The sequence below is a fragment of the Streptomyces sp. NBC_01476 genome (assembly GCF_036227265.1).
Taxonomy (GTDB): Bacteria; Actinomycetota; Actinomycetes; order Streptomycetales; family Streptomycetaceae; genus Actinacidiphila.
In genome coordinates this window covers 8,023,926-8,040,723 of the sequence record NZ_CP109446.1, presented here as the reverse complement: position 1 = coordinate 8,040,723, position 16,798 = coordinate 8,023,926, and the positions used below count along the sequence as shown (strand labels likewise).

The window sequence follows — 16,798 nt, the reverse complement described above, 5'->3', positions numbered from 1 at the left end:
CTCACTCCGGGAAGGGCGTCCCATGGTCCCGCCATCGCCGCACTGGGTCTCCCTGACCCGCAGCGCCCCCGCCTTCCAGAACGATCTGGGCAGCATTCAGGTCGTCGACGGCCAGGCACTGCCGATCCTCAACCGGCTGTCCATCAAGCGTGTGGTGCTGGCGCCCGGGGCGATCAGGGAACCGCAGTGGAACGTCAACGCCAACCAGCTCGCTTATGTCCTCAGCGGCGAGGTCCTGGTTTCCATGCTCGGCACCGGCAACGAGTTCTCGTCGTTCGTCGTCACCAAGGGGCAGATGTACCACGTCGAGTCCGGCTCGGTTTACCACATCGAGAATCTCGCCGATACCGACACGGAGATCATCATCGCCCTGCGCAGTGAGCGCCCGCAGCACTTCTCCCTGCGCGACAGTCTGTCGGCCATGACCAATTCCGTGCTGGGGAACACCTACGACCTGCCCTCCTCGGCGTTCGAGGCATTCGCCCGTCCGGATGCCTCCCAGATCCTGGCCCGGCAGGGCACCGCGTCGGTCAATCCCACGCAGCGGCTTCCCAATGCCCATCTGTTCGACATCGAGGCGCAGAACGCGCCGACCGCGTTCAGCTACGGCACCGCCCGTCTGGCGCGCAAGCAGTTCTGGGCGGCCCTCGACGACCTCTCGATGTACTCGCTGCGCGTCAAGGAGAGCGGGATGCGCGATCCGCACTGGCACCCCGTGACCGCGGAGATGGGATATGTGGCCAAGGGCCGGGCCCGGATGCGCGTCCTCGATCCTGACGTCAGCCTCAGCGAGTACGAACTGGGCCCCGGCGACGTCTACTTCGTCCCGCGCGCCTATCCGCACCACATCGAGGTGCTCGGCGACGAGGAGTTCCACTTCCTCATCTTCTTCGACCAGCCGACGCCCGGTGACGTCGGATACCGGGCCACCGCGACCGCGTTCTCCCGCGAGGTCCTGGCGTCCACCTTCGACGTGCCCGAGCGGGAGCTGCCGCAGTTCCCGGTCACCACGACCGACCCGCTCATCGTCGGCCGCAGGAACCCGACGGATCCGGTCAGGACGGCCTGAGAGACGACTTGCGATCCGTACCACCGACCACCGACGCCCGGCGCCTGGCCACGGTGTCGGCACTGATGTCCTACGCCGCCGGCGCCGGTGACGCCTTCGCCTTCGCGCAGCTCGGCGGGGTGTTCACAGCGAACATGACCGGAAGCCTGGTGCTGGCCGGGCTCACCTCCCGGCCGGCGTACGGGTCCCTCGTCTCGGGCGCGGCCACCGCGCTGGGCGCCTTCCTGATCGCCGTCTACGCCGTCTCCCGCGCCACCCCCGGGCGGCCCGCCCCGAACTGGCGCAGGATCCGCCGGGTGCTCTGGGTGGTGGGCGGGCTCAACCTCGCCCTGCTCGCGGCGATCGCCGCGAAGCCCAGCCCCGGCTCCGGCCTGCGGCTGGGGATGCTCGCCGTGTCCGCGGCGGCCATGGGAGCCCAGACCGCGGCCGCCAAACGGTACGAGCGCTCCTCGGGGGTGACCACGACCTTCGTCACCGGCACCCTGACCAGCCTGGCCCAGGACGCCGCCGACGGCAGTACCGATCACGCGGCCCTCCGTGTGGTGGTGGTCGTCATGCTCGTCCTCGGGGCCCTGACGGCCTCGGGTGCCATGTCCCTCGACCAGCGCCTCGGCCCCGCGGTCGCCGCTGCCGCGACAGTCGTCGCGGCCCTGGTCTTCCCACCGGACGGTGACCGGACCCCGTGACGACCATCCAGACACTCTCGCCGCCGCAGCTCCGCGGCTCCGTACTGCGCCGCCTCGGCCCCGCCTTCGTTCCGGCCATCGCCTACGTCGACCCCGGCAATCTGGTCACCAATGTGACCGCGGGCGCGCGCCACGGCACCGCGCTGCTGTGGGTGGTGGTCCTGGCGACGGGAGTCGCCGGCCCGGTCCAGTACCTGGCGGCCAAGCTCGGCGCGACCACCGGCCGGACGCTTCCGCAGCTCGTCGCCGAGCACTGCCCGGCGCCCTGGCGGGTCGCCTACTGGGCGCAGGCCGAACTCGTCTCGATCGCTACCGACGTCGCCGAGGTGATCGGCGCGGCCATCGCCATGCGTCTGCTGCTCGGGATCCCTCTCCCGCTCGGCGGCCTGATCGCGGCCGGCGTGGGGGCCGGACTGCTGACGGTGGGCGATCAGCTGGGCGAACGGTTCCTGCAGAGCGTCTCGGTCGTGTCGCTCGGCATCATCGGCGGGGCGTTCGCGTTCTGCCTGGCCTTCCGGCCGCCCCCGCTCCACGAACTCGGGGCCGGCCTGGTGCCGGCGCTGCCCGGCGAGGGGGCCCTTGTACTCGCGGCCGGAATCGTCGGCGCCACGATCATGCCGCACGCCATCCACATCCACAGCGCGCTCGCCCGCGGCCATCACCGCCTCGACGCGCACCGGATCGACGTGCTCACCGCGATGCTCTTCGCCGGCGCCACCAACGCCGCCATGCTCGTGGTCGGGGCCGGCGCGCTGCGCGGCATGGCGGGCGACGACTTCGCCGGCATCGCGGAAGGGCTGGCGGAGCGGGCCGGGAGCGCGGCTCGGACGGCGTTCTTGACGGCGCTGCTCGTCAGCGGGCTGACCTCCACCGCGGTCGGGACGCAGTCCGGGTCGGTGGTGATGAGCGGACTGCTGCGGCGCGAGATGCCGCGCTCGGTCCGCAGGCTCGCGACGGTGCTGCCCGCGGTGGTACTCCTCAGCGTCGGTGCCTCCCCCGTCATGGTGCTCATCCTGAGCCAGGTCGCCCTCGCGATCGGCCTGCCGCTGGTGCTCGTGCCCCTCGCGCTGATGACGTCGTCACGGCGGCTGATGGGGGCGCGGGCCAACGCGGTCCCAGTCGTGGTCGCACTGGCCGCGGCGATCGCCGCCGTCGTGGCGCTCGACGTCGCCCTGGTGGCGGAACCGCTGCTCCGGTGAACCGCCGGCGCGTGCCGGAGTCCTCCGGCGCGAGGGTTCCGGCCCGGGTCCGGCTCGGGACCGGCTCGGGTCAGGAGCGGTGGGACGCCGCCGACTTCGAGGCCGGGACCGGCAGGGAGAACCACACCGCTTTGCCGTCCACGGTGGGGACCGTACCCCAGGCGCGGGCGAGCGAGTCGACCAGGAGCAGGCCGCGGCCCGACTCCGCGTCGGCCACCGCGAAACGCGCCTGGGGCAGCACCGGGCTTCCGTCGGAGACCTCGACGCTCAGTTCCTCTCCGGCCTGCCGCAGCCGGAGCCGCAACGGCCCGCAGGCGTGCCGTACGGCATTGGACAGGAGTTCCGACGCGAGCAGGCACACGGTCTCGGAGAGCTCCGGGTAGTCCCACGCACGCAGGGTGTCCCGCAGGAACCGGCGCCCCTGGGCCACACTGATCGGCGTGGCCGCGAGGACCGCGGACACCGCCGTGGCGGGCGCCTCGGGCACCCTGACCAGCAGCAGGGTCACGTCGTCGCCGTAGTCCTCAGGACCGGGCAGCAGACTGGTGAGCACCGCGTCAGCGGTCGCCTCCAGGTCCAAGGTGCCGGCCACCGCCTTCTCCAGGGCGCTGCCCAGCGCTTCGATCTGCAACTCGATGTCGCTGGTGGGGGTCTCGACCAGGCCGTCGGTGTAGAGAGCGAGTACGGACCCCGGCAGCACCGTCATCCTGGTCTCCTGGTGCGGTACTTCGCCGACACCCAGCGGGACACTCACCTCGACCTGCGGGCGCTCGACCCGGCCGTCCGGCTGGATGACCAGCAGGGGCAGATGTCCGGCCGAACTGATGGTTGTCCGGCCCGCGTCGGGGTCCAGCACCAGGTAACAGCAGGTGACGAGCTGGTCGGGCAGTTCGCTGACGACCGCGTCCAGCGCCCGCATCAACTGCCAGGGCGGCATGCCGGTCTTCGCCAGCGCGTGCGCCGCGGAGCGCAACTGCCCCATGACGGCGGCCGCTTCGAGCCCCCGCCCCATCACGTCGCCTATCAGCACGCCGACCCTGCCCGCGCCCAGGGGTATCAGGTCGAACCAGTCACCACCGACACCTGCCCCCTGGCGGGCGGGGAAGTACCGGCTGGCGGTGGCCATTCCGGGTACCGGGGCCGGCGACCCCATCAGGCTGCGCTGCAAGGTGAGCGCCACATGCCGCTGCTGCTCGTAGAGTTCGGCGAGCTGCGCCTCGGCGGCCTTGCGCTCGCTGACATCCCGGATGGCGGCGGAGACCAGCGCGCCGCCGGGGGTTTCCAGCGGGCTGAGGCTGATCTCGACCGGGAACTCACGGCCGTCCCTGCGCAGTCCGTGCAGCTCAAGGCCCGCACCCATCGGGCGCACCTGCCGGTTCGACGCGTAGGAGTGGCGGAATCCGGGGTGCCGGCGGCGGAAGCGTTCAGGGACCAGTACCTCCACCGGCTGTCCCAGCAGGTCTTCGCGGGCGTAGCCGAACAGCGTCTCGGTCTGGGCGTTGACCAGCTGGATGGCTCCCGAGCCGTCGACGATCACCATCGCGTCGGGCGCCGCCTCCAGCAGTGCCCGGAAGGGTTCCTCGCTCGCCGTCGTCATGTTCCGCCTCGCGGTCGTCTGTCCCGGATGAGGGGACATCTCACCACGAGATGGACCCGGCGCCGACGGATTGTCGTTTTTCAGCGGCGAGCGACCGAGGTTGATCGGACGCCGGGGCACTCCGGGACACGAATGTTTGTGCGTTGTTCCGCTCCTTCCCCTCGCGCCGCCGGGGCGGGGATCTCCCGAACGCCTTCCGGGGCCGTTCGAAGGGCCGTTCGGCCCCACTGCGGTGACCTTGGGACCCTGTTCCCGGACACCGGCCGCGGCGAGTCTGGAGACACAAGGTCAATGAGGAGGTCGGTGTCATGACACGTTCCGTCATCGCGGGTCTGGACGGTTCACCGGAGAGCCTGGCCGCCGCGGACTGGGCGGCCAGGGAAGCCCTGCGCCGGGAGTTGCCGCTGCGCCTGGTGCACGCCTGGCAGTGGCAGCCGAGCGACCCCGCCACCACCACGGACAATTCCGCCCACCTCGACCCCGAGCGCCACTGGGCCGAGCGGATCCCGCGCGAGGCCGGCGCCACCTTGCGGGCCCGTTACCCCGGACTGTCCGTCACCGCCGATCAGATCGCCGCCCAGCCGGTGCCGGCGCTGCTGTCCGCCGCCGAGAACGCCGAACTGCTGGTCCTGGGCTCGCGCGGGCTGAGCAGCCTCGCCGGGTATCTCGTCGGCTCCGTGTCACAGGCGGTCGTCGCCCGGACGACGTGCCCGGTGGTCATGGTGCGGGCCGCCAGGACAGCGGCCGACGAACACCTGCCGGAGGAGAGCGGAAGTCCGGCCGATGATGCGCCATACCGCGACGTCGTCCTCGGCCTCGATCTGGTGAAGCCGAGCGACACCTTGCTCGGCTTCGCCTTCGAAGCCGCCGCCGCCCGGTCGGCGACCCTGCGGGTCGTCCACGGCTGGCTGCCGCCGGCCATCTACGGATACTCGCCGTCCGCGATGGCTCCCGACCTGAGCACCGAACTCGCCGGCCAGGAGATGAACGCGCTGACCGCGGCGCTCCGCCCGTGGCGGGAGAAGTTCCCCGCGGTCCGGGTGGTCGCCGAGTCAGCCATCGGTCCTGCCGCGCACCATCTCGTCGAGGCGGCCGGCCAGGCCAGCCTGGTCGTCGTCGGCCGGCGCACGCCCCGCCCGGGTCCGGGGCCGCATGTCGGTTCCGTCACCCACGCGCTGCTGCACCACTCGCCGGCCCCGGTCGCCGTGGTCCCGCACGACTGAGCCCTGTCACCGCCCGTCCCGGCACTGCCTGGCGGCCCGGCCGGCTCAGCGGCCGGTACGGATGCCTTCGAGCGAAAGGTCAAGGAGCCGCTGGGCCTGCCGGGCGCCGGCCGGGCCGGGCGGGACCCGCCAGACGCAGCCCATCAGCAGCAGGACGTCGTCCGGATCGAGGCCGGGGCGGATGGTGCCGTCGCGTTCGCCGGCGTCGAGCAGGACGCGGATGGCGTCGGTGACGGGGCCGTGGGTTTCGTGGGTGACCGCGTCGTGGACGGCGGTGGTGAGGGCGTCACCGAGCCCTCGCTTGATACGGATGTATCCGGCGAGGCGCTCGAACCACAGGCGCAGCGCCCGGGGCGGGGTCTCGGTGCGCAGCAGTTCCGGGGCCCAGTCGACGAGTTTCTGGACCTCGGCGCGGAACACCTCAAGGACCAGTGCCTCACGGCTGGGGAAGTGCCGGTAGAGGGTGCCGGGCCCGACCCCGGCCTGCTTCGCGATGGAATTGAGCGAGGCGTGGCCGTCCTCGGTGAGGATCTCGCGCGCGACGGCGAGGATGTGGGCGCGATTGCGCCGCGCGTCACTCCTCGGAGACATGCAGCCTTCGCCCCTTCGCCCGTCCTGCCTGGTGGTGCCGCACCGGCCACGGTCCGGGGGCACTGCGCGGATTAAAGCACACGGGCCGCCGCGCGGACCGCGACCGGCGGGGGCGGGCGGGGCGGGCCGGCGGACCCCGCGGCGCGGAGGGGCAGAGGGATAGGACGACGGCGGCTCGGGCCGGCCGGGCTCAGTCGAGGTCGGCCGTCACCCGCAGCACGGCGTCCGCCACCTGGACGGTCCAGCCGTCGGCGCGGGCCTCCAGGACGGTCCCGGGAGCACTCCGCCCGCCGGTCTCCAGCAGGGCCACATCGCGTACGACGACTTCCCGGCCGGCCAGTTCGGCCCGAGCCCGCGGCACGATGACATTCAGCGCGGCGGTCTTACGGATCACGACGGCCGCTTCCTCGGTGAAGTCCAGATACGTCTCTGCGGGTTCGAACGGCGCCGCGTACGTCGCGCCTCCCGGGTCCTGCCGCGTCCCCGGCACACCGGAGACCGCGCGGGACACGCCCTCGTCGATGACTTCGCCGAACATGGCGAACCACTCGGAGAGGAGAGCCGGGCCGCTGAGCCGCTCGGGCAGCGGCCGCTCCCGCTGGCTCAGGATCTCCCCGGTGTCGAACTCGGCGGCGGTGCGGTGAAGGGTGGCGCCGAAGGTGGGGGCGCCCTCGTACACCAGGCGCATCGGATTGGGCCCCCGCCCCGCGGGCAGCACCGACGGGTGGAGATTGACGGCACCGAACTTCGGGGCCTCGGTGATCTCCGCGGGGATGAGACGCGGATAGGCGGCGGACATCACCAGATCCGGGCGCATCGCCTGGATGACGGGAGCCGCGACCGCCTTCAGCTTGCCGGTGACCAGGACACTCTGGCCGGTCGGGACCCCGTCCACCACCGCGTTGCCGGCCTGGCCGTACCGATCGACCCGCTCGTTCGGCACGGTGACCACCAGGGGAATGCTGTGTCCCCGGCGCTCGGCCCAGCGGGAGATCAGATCGTAGTTGGGCAGAAAGCTCGTGAGGAGAACTATCCGCAGACCTTCGTCAGTCACTGCACATGTCCGTTCTGTATTCGCTCTGTGCTCCGGCCTCCCGGCCGCGGCCACCGGGCGGGGTGTGCCCGGCGGGCACCGCACGGCCGGCGCCACAGCGGCAAGCCTAAAAGAGCCATCCGTTTCCCCCCGCGGCGGCACCCGTCCCGGCATCTCCGGCGCGGCCGTCGCGACCGCTCGACGCGGTCCGTTCTCACACGGATGCGGGGGCCCGGAGAACGGGGCCGGTCGCCCTCGGGGACGGGGCAACTCGGCGGGGCCCCGCAAGGCGGCGAATTCCCCGCGCCGCGGACCCCGTCACTCTCCCGGCCCCGGAGCGGAGACCTGAGACCGGTTTGTCCGGTTTCGTGGTAGCCGGAGACATAACCGAAGACGTAACCGGAGACGGACCCCCGCCGTCCGTGAGCACCTCCTGGAAGGGGAGCACGATGCCCGAATCCGACGAGGCGCGGAGCTACGCCGCCGCACTCGACCGGGCCGAACGGCTGCTCGGCGTACGGCTGGAACGGTTCCTGGAACCAGGGCCCGGGGAGCCCGCCAACGGGGCGGACTTCAAACGTCTCGCCACCGTGCACACCTTCGGCGACGCGTGGTCGCGGACCGACGTGCTCGACACACGCACCCGCGCCCTGGTGTCCGTCACGATCGCCGCGACCCTGGGCACCCTCGAACCGCTGCGCGGGCAGCTCCGCATCGCGCTGAACAACGGCGTCTCCCCGCAGGAGATCGTCGAGGCGTTCGTCCAGATCGAGGCGTACGCCGGCGCCGCCCGTGCTTTCGACAGCTACCAGGTCGCCCTGCAGGTCTTCGAGGAGGCCGCGAAGGCGGAGCAGACGTAAGGGAGATCACAGCCGGGGCCGCCCCGCAGCGGGCCCGGCGGCCCCGGCTTGCCGTCGGGAAACAGATCGGTGTACCTTCCGGAGCGTGGGAAACAGATCCGTTTCCCACCGTCGTCCGCATACCAGCGCATACCAAGAGGCAGGCACACACATGGCTCGACAGATCTTCTTCGACACCACCGGCGGACCCGACGTGCTGTACCTGCGGGAGGTTGCCCTGCGCGATCCCGCGGCCGGGGAGGCCGTCCTCAGGGTGGACGCGATCGGGGTGAACCGGGCCGACGCCATGTTCCGTGAGGGGCGCTACTTCTATCCCCCGAACTCCCCCTCCGGACTCGGGTACGAGGCCGCCGGGGTCGTCGAAGCCGTCGGACCGGGTGTGAGCGAGGTCGCGGTGGGCGAGAGCGTCGCGGTCCTGCCCGCGTTCAAGCTCACCGAGTACGGCACCTACGGCGACCACGTGATCGTCCCCGCCTCGTCCCTCGTGCCCCGTCCGGCGGACAGTGACCCGGTCCGGGCGGCGGCCGTCTGGATGGCCTACGCCAGCGCGTACGGAGCACTGGCGGAGGGCGGTCCGGTCGCGGCGGGCGATCACGTACTCCTCACCGCGGCGACCGGCGGCGTCGGCCTGGCTGCCATCGAGGTCGCCAACAGGATCGGCGCCGTCCCGATCGCGACCACCCGGACGCCCGCCAAGAAGCAGCGGCTGCTCGACGCCGGCGCCGCACACGTCATCGTCACGGGCGAGGAGGATCTCACCAAGCGGGTCCACGAGATCACTGACGGCCGGGGGGTGACCACCGCGATGGACCCGGTGGGCGGCCCGGGAATCGTCGAGGTCATCGCGTGTGTCGCCACCGGAGGACGGCTTCTCGCCTACGGTCTGCTCGACCCCCGCAACGACCCCGGTCAGGGGCTGCCGGCCGTTCCCGGCATCGAGGTCAGCCTGTACACCCTCTTCCCCGTCACCGGCGACCCCGAGCGCCGGCGCAAAGCCATCGAGTTCATCGACGCCGGACTCGCCGACGGTGCGTTCGCCCCGGTGATCGACCGCACCTTCGACCTCGCGGACTTCGCCGAGGCCCACCGTTACATGGAGTCGAACGGGCAGTTCGGCAAGATCGTGCTCACCGTCCAGCACTGACCCCTCCCGGAGCCGGGCGGCCCGCGACACCGGCGGAGTCGCCGGCCGCGAAGGTTTCCCGCTCCGGTTTCCCGCTCCGGTTTCGCTCCGCCTCACACGTAGTCGTCGAGGCGGGCGACGGTGTAGCCCTGCGCGGCGATCGCCCGCAGCATCTTCGCCACCATCGCGGTCATCGACTCGCCCTTGAGCTGCGACGGTCCGCGGAAGTGCGCCAGGATGATGTCGCCGGGGTGGAACTTCCGGGACGGGTCCTGGAAGGTCACCCGGTTGATCTGCATGGTCTCGCGCCAGAGGATGATCGCCCGCAGGCCGCCGCACGACTTCACCGCGGCGCGTGTGTCGGCGTTCCAGTCTCCGTAGGGCGGCCGGAACAGGCCGGGCCTGGCACCGTACTCCTGGGTGAGTCTGCTCTGCTGGGTACAGATCTCGTGCCGCTGGCGGGCGAACGGCTCGGTGGGCAGATCGGGGTGGCTGAGCGTGTGGTCCTGTATCGAATTGCCCAGCGCCTGGAGGGGTTTGAAGTACTCGTAGTCGTTCTTGATGATGTCGTCGGTCAGGAACATGGTGAACGGGATCTTCAGGTCCCGCATCATGGCGACGAACTTCGGGTCCTTCTCCGCGCCGTCGTCGAAGGTGACGAAGACGATCTTCTGCTGGGTGGGTATCCGGCTGACTACGGGTATCTCACCGCCGTCGGTGCGCACCGGTTTGACCGCGGGGGCGGGTGGCTGCGGCGCGAGCACGGGGACGCCCCAGCTGCGGAACGCCGCGGCTCTGTCCGCTTCCGGCGCCCGGGTCGTGGTGAGGGGCGCGGCCGGCCGGCTCGCGGCGCCGGGCGGCGGTGTCGCCGCCGCCGAGTGCCCGGAGCAGCCGGTAGCGGCCAGGAGTCCGGCCACGGCCAGAAGGGGGAGCACTGCGTTGACGCGCATGGGTGGAGCCTGCCTCTGTGCCGAGCCGGACGGTCGTGGGCGCACGACGGTGGTGCGGTGGTGCCCTGCCGCCGTGCGCTCGCCCGGGAGGATGTGCGTATCCGGCCCGGGGTTCCCTCGGCCTGGGGATCAGCGGGGCGAGATCGTCATGCGCGCCCGGTGTCCGGCGGGAAGGTCACGCAGCGGGGAGCGGTGTACGGGCGGTTGCCGGTCACCGGGACACCGGTCAGCGGGCCACCAGTCCGTAAGGGGCCGGACCGCCGGTTCATAAGGAGGCCCCTCGCGTCAACTCCCCTGGAAACAGGGCACGTTGACGCACTCAACTTTCCTGAGTAGTTTCTCGTCGGGTTCTGCGCCACCCCGCAGGACACATCGCCGGCACCTTCCAGCACCGGTCAGGGGACGACATGAGCGAGCAGCGGGAAACACACCCGGCCGCACCGCGGCGGAGGGTTCTCGTAACAGCGCTGGGCACCGCGGCAGCCGCCACCGTGCTGTCGGCCGGCCCGGCCGCCGCGCGGGACGCGGGCGGCGGACTTCCCGGGTCGGCCGTCATCCTGGACCACGACGTGGATGTCGCGCGCGCCACTCCGCGGGTGGTCCGCCTGCTGGCCGGCTACTTCCGTGACAAGACCGCCCGCGACGCCGACGCGACCATGGCGCACTTCGCCCGGCGGACGGCATACGTCGACGCGACGCTGGGCTGGCCTTTTTACACCTGGCAGGACCTCTCGGACCTCTTCCACCAGCTGATGCCCACCTGGCCGGCCACCGCGCGGTCGTACCCCACCAAGATCCTCGGGGACGCCGACAGCGCGCTTGTCTTCTTCACCGACACCCCCGAACTCTTCGGCCACGAGATCCGCCCGATGGGGCTGGTCAACTTCAAGGACGGCCGGATCGCCCGGTGGGTCGACTACTGGGACGGGCGGGAGTTCACCCTGGCCGGCATCGAGGCGGAACGTACGCCGGCCGATCAGTTCCCGGCCGATTTCAAGGAGGGAACCGTGGGCGAGACCGCGGCTCCGGCCATCAAGCGGGTGGCCGCTTCCGTCTCCGCCGCGTTCGCCCGTGGCGATGTGGCCGCCGTGGCCCGGCTCTTCACCGCCGACGGCGTCCTCGAAGACCTCACCACGCACACCAAGGTCACCGGACACCTGGCCCTGGGCTCCTACCTCGGCCGGGCGATCACCCGGCTCCCCTACGGACCCGGCGCCAACGTCCGCCATGTGGTGGGCAGTTCGGCGGGCGGCGGATACGAGTGGACCAACCCCACCGGCCCGGTCCCACGCGGCGCCGCGGCGCTGGAACTCGACCGCGCGGGACTGATCACCCACCTCACGGCCGTCTGGGACGGCTCACTGCTCCCGCACACCGCACTCGCCGAACTCCAGTCCCTCACCATCGAAAGCTGACCCCCACCCGTGCAACCCCCGAACCCCCTCCCACGCCTCGCCTCACCGGGGCATCCCCTCCCCCATGTCCGCCCGGTCCCGCTCGGTTCCGGCCTCGGTGGCGTTCTCCCCACGCCGGTGTGGGGGCGCAAACCCGTCTCCGGCGCGGTAGAGGACGCTCCGTCCGCACCCTGACCCCGGGGCCACGGTCGCCGACCCCGCGGCGGGTTCTTTCGGGGTGGAGGGTCGGGGGGTGGATGCTGGGGGCGGGCGGCGCTGGGTTCGTCCGGCATGGGAGTACGAGGAGAGACCGTGAGAGAGCTCAGCTGGAACGACCGGGACGCGTGCTGGGAGACGACCTCCCGGGGGCGGGCCGTACTGGCCGACCCGCGGGTGAACCGGGGGACCGCGTTCACCGAGCGGGAGCGGGACGAGCTGGGTCTGGTGGGACTGGTCCCGCCGCAGGTGCTGAGCCAGGACGAGCAGGCGGCCCGCGCGTACTACCAGTTCTCCTCGCAGCCGAGCGATCTGGCGAAGAACGTGTACCTCACCGCTCTCCACGACCGCAACGAGGTGCTCTTCTTCCGCCTCGTCGGCGACCACCTCGCCGAGATGCTGCCCATCGTGTACACGCCGACCATCGGCGCCGCCATCGAGCGGTACAGCAACGAGTTCCGGCGCCCCCGCGGGATCTACCTGTCCGTGGACGCGCCCCAGGACATCGAACGCGCCCTCACCGCCTCGGGGCTGGGCGCCGACGACCTGGACCTCGTGGTGGCGACCGACGGCGAGGCGATCCTCGGCATCGGCGACTGGGGCGTGGGCGGCATCGACATCTCGGTCGGCAAACTCTGCGTGTACACCGCCGCGGGAGGTGTGGACCCGGCCCGCACCCTGCCGGTCATGCTCGACGTCGGCACCAACCGGCAGGAACTCCTGGACGACCCGCGCTATCTCGGCACCCGGCACCGGCGGGTCGACCGGGAGACGTACGACGCCTTCGTGGACGCCTTCGTGCGAACGGTGACCAAGCTGTTCCCACGCGCCCTGCTCCACTGGGAGGACTTCGGACCGGCCAACGCCCGCCGGATCCTCACCCGTTACCGCGACTCGTGCTGCACCTTCAACGACGACATCCAGGGCACGGGAGCGGTCAACCTCGCCGCGGTGCTCTCCGGGGTGAAGATCACGGGCGTGCCGCTGCGCGACCAGCGCATCGTGGTCTTCGGAGCGGGCACCGCCGGCATCGGCATCGCCGACCAGCTGCGCGACGCGCTGATCGCCGAGGGCCTCACCCACGACGAGGCCGTACGCCGGTTCTGGCCGGTCGACCGCTTCGGGCTCCTCACCGACGACCAGGACGGGCTGCGCGACTTCCAGCTCCCGTACGCCCGCCCCACCGCAGAGGTGGCCGACTGGCAGCGCGACAAGCGGGTCGGCGGTATCGCCCTCGGCGAGGTGGTCGCCCGGGTGCGTCCCACCGTACTGATCGGGTCGTCGGGGCAGGGCGGGGCCTTCACCGAGGACATCGTCCGGACGATGGCGGCGCACACCGACCGGCCGATCGTCATGCCGATGTCGAACCCGACACGGCTCGCCGAAGCCGTACCGTCCGACCTGCTGGAGTGGACCGGCGGCCGGGCGCTGATCGCCACCGGCAGCCCCTTCTCGGACGTCACCAGGGACGGGGTGACCCACCGGATCGGCCAGGCCAACAACGCCCTGGTCTTCCCCGGTCTCGGCCTCGGGGCCATCGTCTCCCGCGCCCAGAAGATCACCGACGGCATGCTGGTCGCGGCTGCCCACGCCGTCGCCGACCAGGCCAGGACCGGCACACCGGGTGCCCCGATCCTGCCGCCGACCGACGATCTGCGCAGCACCTCGGCGGCGGTCGCCGAAGCCGTGGCCCGTGCGGCGGCCGAGGACGGGGTGGCCCTGGCCGCCGTCGACGACGACACCATCGGGCAGCGGATCCGCGAGGCGATGTGGGCGCCGGTCTACCGGCCCGTCCGGGCTGTCTGAGGTTCCCCGACACACCCGTGGTAGCGTCGATTTCCGACTGTCCGGCGGGATGAGCTGTTCCCCGCGAACCGATCTTCGCCGGCCTTCGCCCCACCGCGTTCGGTCCCCGCACCGGCCAGCCGCGGGTGGCGGAAAACCGCCGTGGGCCCCCCGAGGGCCCTGACCCCCTTACGCACGAAGGCAAGCCGATGAACGCACTTCTTCCGCCGTCGCTGGTCGAACACTCCGAGGCCGAGGCCCTGTTCCGGTTCGAGACCGGCGCGCCTGACGCCGTACGCGCGGCGCTGGGGATGAACGCCACGCGGATCGGTGACGCGGTGGTCCTGTCGATGCGGGAGGACCCCACACGGTTCTGGAGCAAGGCGCTCGGCTTCGGCCGCACCGCGCCCGTCACGGCCGGACTCATCGGCGAGGTGTGCGACTTCTACCGGGCCGAGGGGACCCCGCAGGCGGTTCTCCAGCTCGCGCCCTCGGTGATCCCCGGGGACTGGGCGGAGATCTGCCGCCGCGAGGGCATCACCGCCCAGTCGTCATGGGTGAAACTCGTCGGCGTGGTCGACGAACTCGTGGCCAACGCGGATGCCTCTGACCGGCGGCCGCCGGCCGGTGTGCGGGTCACGCCGCTGGAGCCCGGCGACGCCGCGCGCTGGGCCTCGGTGATGATGCGGGCCTTCGGCATGCCGGAGACCCACTACGCGCAGATGGCCGCGGCCTCCGCCGGCCAACCCGGGTGGTATCCGTATGCCGCCTGGCTGGACGGGGAGATCGTGGGCACCGGGACGATGTACGTCGCCGAGGAGACGGCCCAGTTGTTCGCCGGGGCCGTACTGCCGCACGCGCGCAACCGCGGCGGGCAGACCGAACTGCTCGCCGCACGGGCGCGGATGGCGCAGAAACTGGGCTGCCGGTGGCTTGTCGCCGAAACGGGTGCCGAGACCGGCGGAAGCCACAACCCTTCCCTGCACAACATGCTCCGGCTCGGTTTCCGGACCGCCTACGAACGCCGCAACTGGACGTGGCAGCCGGTCACACCGGCGAGCGCGTAGCAAACGTGTGTTCGCTCCGGCTGTCTCCGGTTCTCACTTCACGGGTGTGATCCGCTATACAGGACTTACATCCACGATAGGGAGGTCGCATGTCCGAGCAACCGGGTTCGAGAAACCTCACCCATGTGTACGCCGACAGGATCCGGACCGATCTCGCCCGTGTGGAGGCGGAGATCGCCGAGACACACAAGCAACTGGAGCAACTGGCGACAGACCGCTCCTGGCTGCTGGGCCTGCTGGGTCATCTGTCCACCGACACGCAAACCCCCGGCGGGGAGTCCCTCCCTGACGGGGCGCCCGCGCCGGAGGAGGCCACCGCCCCCGAGGAGCCGGAAGCCGTCTCCCCAGCGGTCATCCCCGCTCAGCACTCCAACGGTGACGCGCCGGAGTCCGGCCCGCAGGTGCCCCGGAAGCGCCGGGGCGGCAACGGCGAGGCGACACTGCGCGATCTCGTTGTCCGTTTCCTGAGCAAAAAGGGCGAACCGACCTCGGTCCTCGAAGTTGCCGAGACACTGAACAGCGGGGACACCTCACGACAGGTGAGTACGGTCGTGGTGCGCAACACCCTGGAGGCGCTGGTGGCCAGGGGCATCGCCGAGCGGTCGAAGCAGGGCCGGTCGGTCTTCTACACCCTGCTTCCGGCGGCAGGCGCCAAGAGCAAGCGCCGGAAGGCTGCCAAGTCCGCGGAAGCCGTTGGCTGACCGAGCGGTCCGGGGTCCGCGCCGGCCGCGGGCACGGGGCGGATCGCGGGCCGCGGGGCATGCAGCACGCGGGACGCACCGCGCCGGAGCCGACGTCCTGGATGTCGGCTCCGGCGCGGCGCCGTACCGCCGGTTCAGCCGCGCAGGAACTCCAGCAGATCCGCGTTGAAGGTGTCCGCGAAGGGCGCGACCATCGACAGGCCGTGCGGAGCGCCGGGGTAGACCTTCAGCGTGGCGTCCTTCACCAACTGCACGGACTTCTCCGCGGAGTCCGCGATCGGCACGATCTGGTCGTCGTCGCCGTGCACGATCAGCGTCGGCACGTCGATGCGCCCCAGGTCCTGGGTGAGGTCGGTCTCGGAGAACGCCTTGACACAGTCGTAGGCACCCTTGATCCCGACCTGCATCGACCACAGCCAGAAGGCGTCCCGGGTGCCCTGAGAAACCTGCGAGCCTTCCCGGTTGGCGCCGTAGAAGGCGACGCTGAGATCCTCGTAGAACTGCGACCTGTCCCCGGCCACACCCGCGCGGATCTCGTCGAAGACCTCCCGCGGCAAACCTTCGGGGTTGGCCTCCGTCTTGAGCATCAGCGGCGGGATCGCGCCCAGCAGCAGCACCTTGGCGACCCGGCCCGTACCGTGCCGGCCGATGTAGCGGGTCACCTCACCGCCGCCGGTGGAGTGGCCGACCAGGACCACGTCGCGGAGGTCCAGGGTCTCGATCACCTCGGCCAGGTCGTCCGCGTACGTGTCGAGGTCGTTGCCGCCCCAGGTCTGGCTGGACCGGCCGTGCCCGCGGCGGTCGTGGACCACCGCGCGGAAGCCGTTCTCGGCGACCAGCCGCGCCTGGGGGTCCCAGGCGTCGCCGTTCAGCGGCCAGCCGTGGCTGAAGACGACGGGCTGACCCGTGCCCCAGTCCTTGTAGAAGATCTCGGTGCCGTCCTTGGTGGTGACGAAGGGCATGCTCTGTTTCCCTTCCTCTCATCCTTGTTGGAGTGACACGACTGCGTGCGTCCCGGCCGGGGGTACGTACCGTCACGCTACCCGCCGGGCAGCGGTCCCAGATGTGATCACGGTGAAAGATGGGAGAAGAGAAACAACCGCTTGACAGCCCGGTGGTGGACGCGCTTTCCACCTGCCGGCGCATCGCGCCGGACATCCGGCGGGGCGGAAGGTGTGTGCGTCGGGGGCGGGGACGAGACCGCGGCTCGGCGTCCAGGTGCAGGCGCGGGGCCCGGGTACGCGTGGTGCGTACCCGGGCCCCGCGCCGGCCGGCACCGGCTTGCGTCGGACCGGCGGCTTCAG

At 71.4% G+C, this 16,798-nt stretch carries 15 protein-coding genes; 10 read left to right on the top strand and 5 right to left on the bottom strand.

Annotation, left to right across the window (positions count from 1 at the left end; all coding sequences use genetic code 11):
* Positions 1–22 precede the first annotated feature (22 nt).
* The 3 genes from OG552_RS34925 to OG552_RS34915 are packed head-to-tail and all read left to right on the top strand — an operon-like array spanning position 23 to position 2,954.
* Positions 23–1,069, top strand: coding sequence for a cupin domain-containing protein (locus OG552_RS34925; RefSeq protein ID WP_329139965.1), 1,047 nt, complete (start codon positions 23–25; stop codon positions 1,067–1,069).
* Positions 1,070–1,077: 8 nt separating this feature from the next.
* Positions 1,078–1,755, top strand: coding sequence for a DUF1275 family protein (locus OG552_RS34920; RefSeq protein WP_329139963.1), 678 nt, complete (start codon positions 1,078–1,080; stop codon positions 1,753–1,755).
* Positions 1,752–2,954 carry an Nramp family divalent metal transporter gene (locus tag OG552_RS34915; protein ID WP_329139960.1) on the top strand — a complete coding sequence of 401 codons (1,203 nt, stop codon included), beginning with the start codon at positions 1,752–1,754 and terminating at the stop codon, positions 2,952–2,954. The genes OG552_RS34920 and OG552_RS34915 overlap by 4 nt, the downstream gene beginning before the upstream one ends.
* A 70-nt stretch (positions 2,955–3,024) precedes the next feature.
* On the opposite strand, the gene OG552_RS34910 is transcribed toward OG552_RS34915, so the two are convergent.
* Entirely contained in the window at positions 3,025–4,551 is a 1,527-nt protein-coding gene (locus OG552_RS34910; RefSeq protein WP_329139958.1) for an ATP-binding SpoIIE family protein phosphatase, read from the bottom strand.
* A gap of 308 nt (positions 4,552–4,859) precedes the next feature.
* Between OG552_RS34910 and OG552_RS34905 the strand changes: the two genes are divergently transcribed.
* Positions 4,860–5,774 (top strand): universal stress protein, encoded by a 915-nt coding sequence (locus OG552_RS34905; protein WP_329139956.1) that lies wholly within the window; start codon positions 4,860–4,862, stop codon positions 5,772–5,774.
* A gap of 45 nt (positions 5,775–5,819) precedes the next feature.
* Here the strand turns inward: OG552_RS34905 and OG552_RS34900 are convergent, their stop codons facing one another.
* Together OG552_RS34900 and OG552_RS34895 are read right to left on the bottom strand one after the other, a co-directional pair.
* Positions 5,820–6,365 (bottom strand): TetR/AcrR family transcriptional regulator, encoded by a 546-nt coding sequence (locus OG552_RS34900; RefSeq protein ID WP_329139953.1) that lies wholly within the window; start codon positions 6,363–6,365, stop codon positions 5,820–5,822.
* 190 nt (positions 6,366–6,555) lie between these two features.
* On the bottom strand, positions 6,556–7,419 hold the full coding sequence (locus tag OG552_RS34895; protein ID WP_329139951.1) for a methionyl-tRNA formyltransferase: 864 nt from the start codon (positions 7,417–7,419) through the stop codon (positions 6,556–6,558).
* A gap of 428 nt (positions 7,420–7,847) precedes the next feature.
* Between OG552_RS34895 and OG552_RS34890 the strand changes: the two genes are divergently transcribed.
* Together OG552_RS34890 and OG552_RS34885 are read left to right on the top strand one after the other, a co-directional pair.
* Entirely contained in the window at positions 7,848–8,258 is a 411-nt protein-coding gene (locus OG552_RS34890; protein ID WP_329139949.1) for a carboxymuconolactone decarboxylase family protein, read from the top strand.
* A 151-nt stretch (positions 8,259–8,409) separates the two neighbouring features.
* The gene (locus tag OG552_RS34885; protein WP_329139947.1) at positions 8,410–9,402 is read left to right on the top strand and encodes a zinc-dependent alcohol dehydrogenase family protein; all 993 of its coding nucleotides are present in this window, start codon (positions 8,410–8,412) and stop codon (positions 9,400–9,402) included.
* Between the two features lie 92 nt (positions 9,403–9,494).
* On the opposite strand, the gene OG552_RS34880 is transcribed toward OG552_RS34885, so the two are convergent.
* Positions 9,495–10,331 carry a polysaccharide deacetylase family protein gene (locus OG552_RS34880; protein ID WP_329139945.1) on the bottom strand — a complete coding sequence of 279 codons (837 nt, stop codon included), beginning with the start codon at positions 10,329–10,331 and terminating at the stop codon, positions 9,495–9,497.
* A 407-nt stretch (positions 10,332–10,738) separates the two neighbouring features.
* Here OG552_RS34880 and OG552_RS34875 point away from each other — a divergent pair, with 407 nt between their 5' ends.
* The 4 genes from OG552_RS34875 to OG552_RS34860 all read left to right on the top strand — a co-directional run bounded on the left by OG552_RS34875 (position 10,739) and on the right by OG552_RS34860 (position 15,494).
* The gene (locus tag OG552_RS34875; RefSeq protein WP_329139943.1) at positions 10,739–11,746 is read left to right on the top strand and encodes a hypothetical protein; all 1,008 of its coding nucleotides are present in this window, start codon (positions 10,739–10,741) and stop codon (positions 11,744–11,746) included.
* Positions 11,747–12,037: 291 nt separating this feature from the next.
* On the top strand, positions 12,038–13,747 hold the full coding sequence (locus OG552_RS34870; RefSeq protein ID WP_329139940.1) for an NAD-dependent malic enzyme: 1,710 nt from the start codon (positions 12,038–12,040) through the stop codon (positions 13,745–13,747).
* Positions 13,748–13,935: 188 nt separating this feature from the next.
* Positions 13,936–14,793 carry a GNAT family N-acetyltransferase gene (locus OG552_RS34865; RefSeq protein WP_329139938.1) on the top strand — a complete coding sequence of 286 codons (858 nt, stop codon included), beginning with the start codon at positions 13,936–13,938 and terminating at the stop codon, positions 14,791–14,793.
* Between the two features lie 89 nt (positions 14,794–14,882).
* Positions 14,883–15,494: a hypothetical protein gene (locus OG552_RS34860; protein ID WP_329139937.1), complete on the top strand. Its 612-nt coding sequence runs from the start codon at positions 14,883–14,885 to the stop codon at positions 15,492–15,494.
* A 134-nt stretch (positions 15,495–15,628) separates the two neighbouring features.
* Here the strand turns inward: OG552_RS34860 and OG552_RS34855 are convergent, their stop codons facing one another.
* A complete protein-coding gene (locus OG552_RS34855) occupies positions 15,629–16,456 on the bottom strand; it encodes an alpha/beta fold hydrolase (protein WP_329139935.1) in 828 nt (275 codons plus the stop codon).
* Between the last annotated feature and the right edge of the window lie 342 nt (positions 16,457–16,798).

Excerpts from the sequence above, each read along its gene's own strand:
- OG552_RS34885 (WP_329139947.1), top strand. The coding sequence starts at position 8,410 with ATGGCTCGACAGATCTTCTTCGACACCACCGGCGGACCCGACGTGCTG.
- OG552_RS34865 (WP_329139938.1), top strand. The coding sequence starts at position 13,936 with ATGAACGCACTTCTTCCGCCGTCGCTGGTCGAACACTCCGAGGCCGAG.
- OG552_RS34875 (WP_329139943.1), top strand. The coding sequence starts at position 10,739 with ATGAGCGAGCAGCGGGAAACACACCCGGCCGCACCGCGGCGGAGGGTT.
- OG552_RS34860 (WP_329139937.1), top strand. The coding sequence starts at position 14,883 with ATGTCCGAGCAACCGGGTTCGAGAAACCTCACCCATGTGTACGCCGAC.
- OG552_RS34890 (WP_329139949.1), top strand. The coding sequence starts at position 7,848 with ATGCCCGAATCCGACGAGGCGCGGAGCTACGCCGCCGCACTCGACCGG.
- OG552_RS34855 (WP_329139935.1), bottom strand. The coding sequence starts at position 16,456 with ATGCCCTTCGTCACCACCAAGGACGGCACCGAGATCTTCTACAAGGAC.
- OG552_RS34925 (WP_329139965.1), top strand. The coding sequence starts at position 23 with ATGGTCCCGCCATCGCCGCACTGGGTCTCCCTGACCCGCAGCGCCCCC.
- OG552_RS34905 (WP_329139956.1), top strand. The coding sequence starts at position 4,860 with ATGACACGTTCCGTCATCGCGGGTCTGGACGGTTCACCGGAGAGCCTG.
- OG552_RS34880 (WP_329139945.1), bottom strand. The coding sequence starts at position 10,331 with ATGCGCGTCAACGCAGTGCTCCCCCTTCTGGCCGTGGCCGGACTCCTG.
- OG552_RS34910 (WP_329139958.1), bottom strand. The coding sequence starts at position 4,551 with ATGACGACGGCGAGCGAGGAACCCTTCCGGGCACTGCTGGAGGCGGCG.
- OG552_RS34900 (WP_329139953.1), bottom strand. The coding sequence starts at position 6,365 with ATGTCTCCGAGGAGTGACGCGCGGCGCAATCGCGCCCACATCCTCGCC.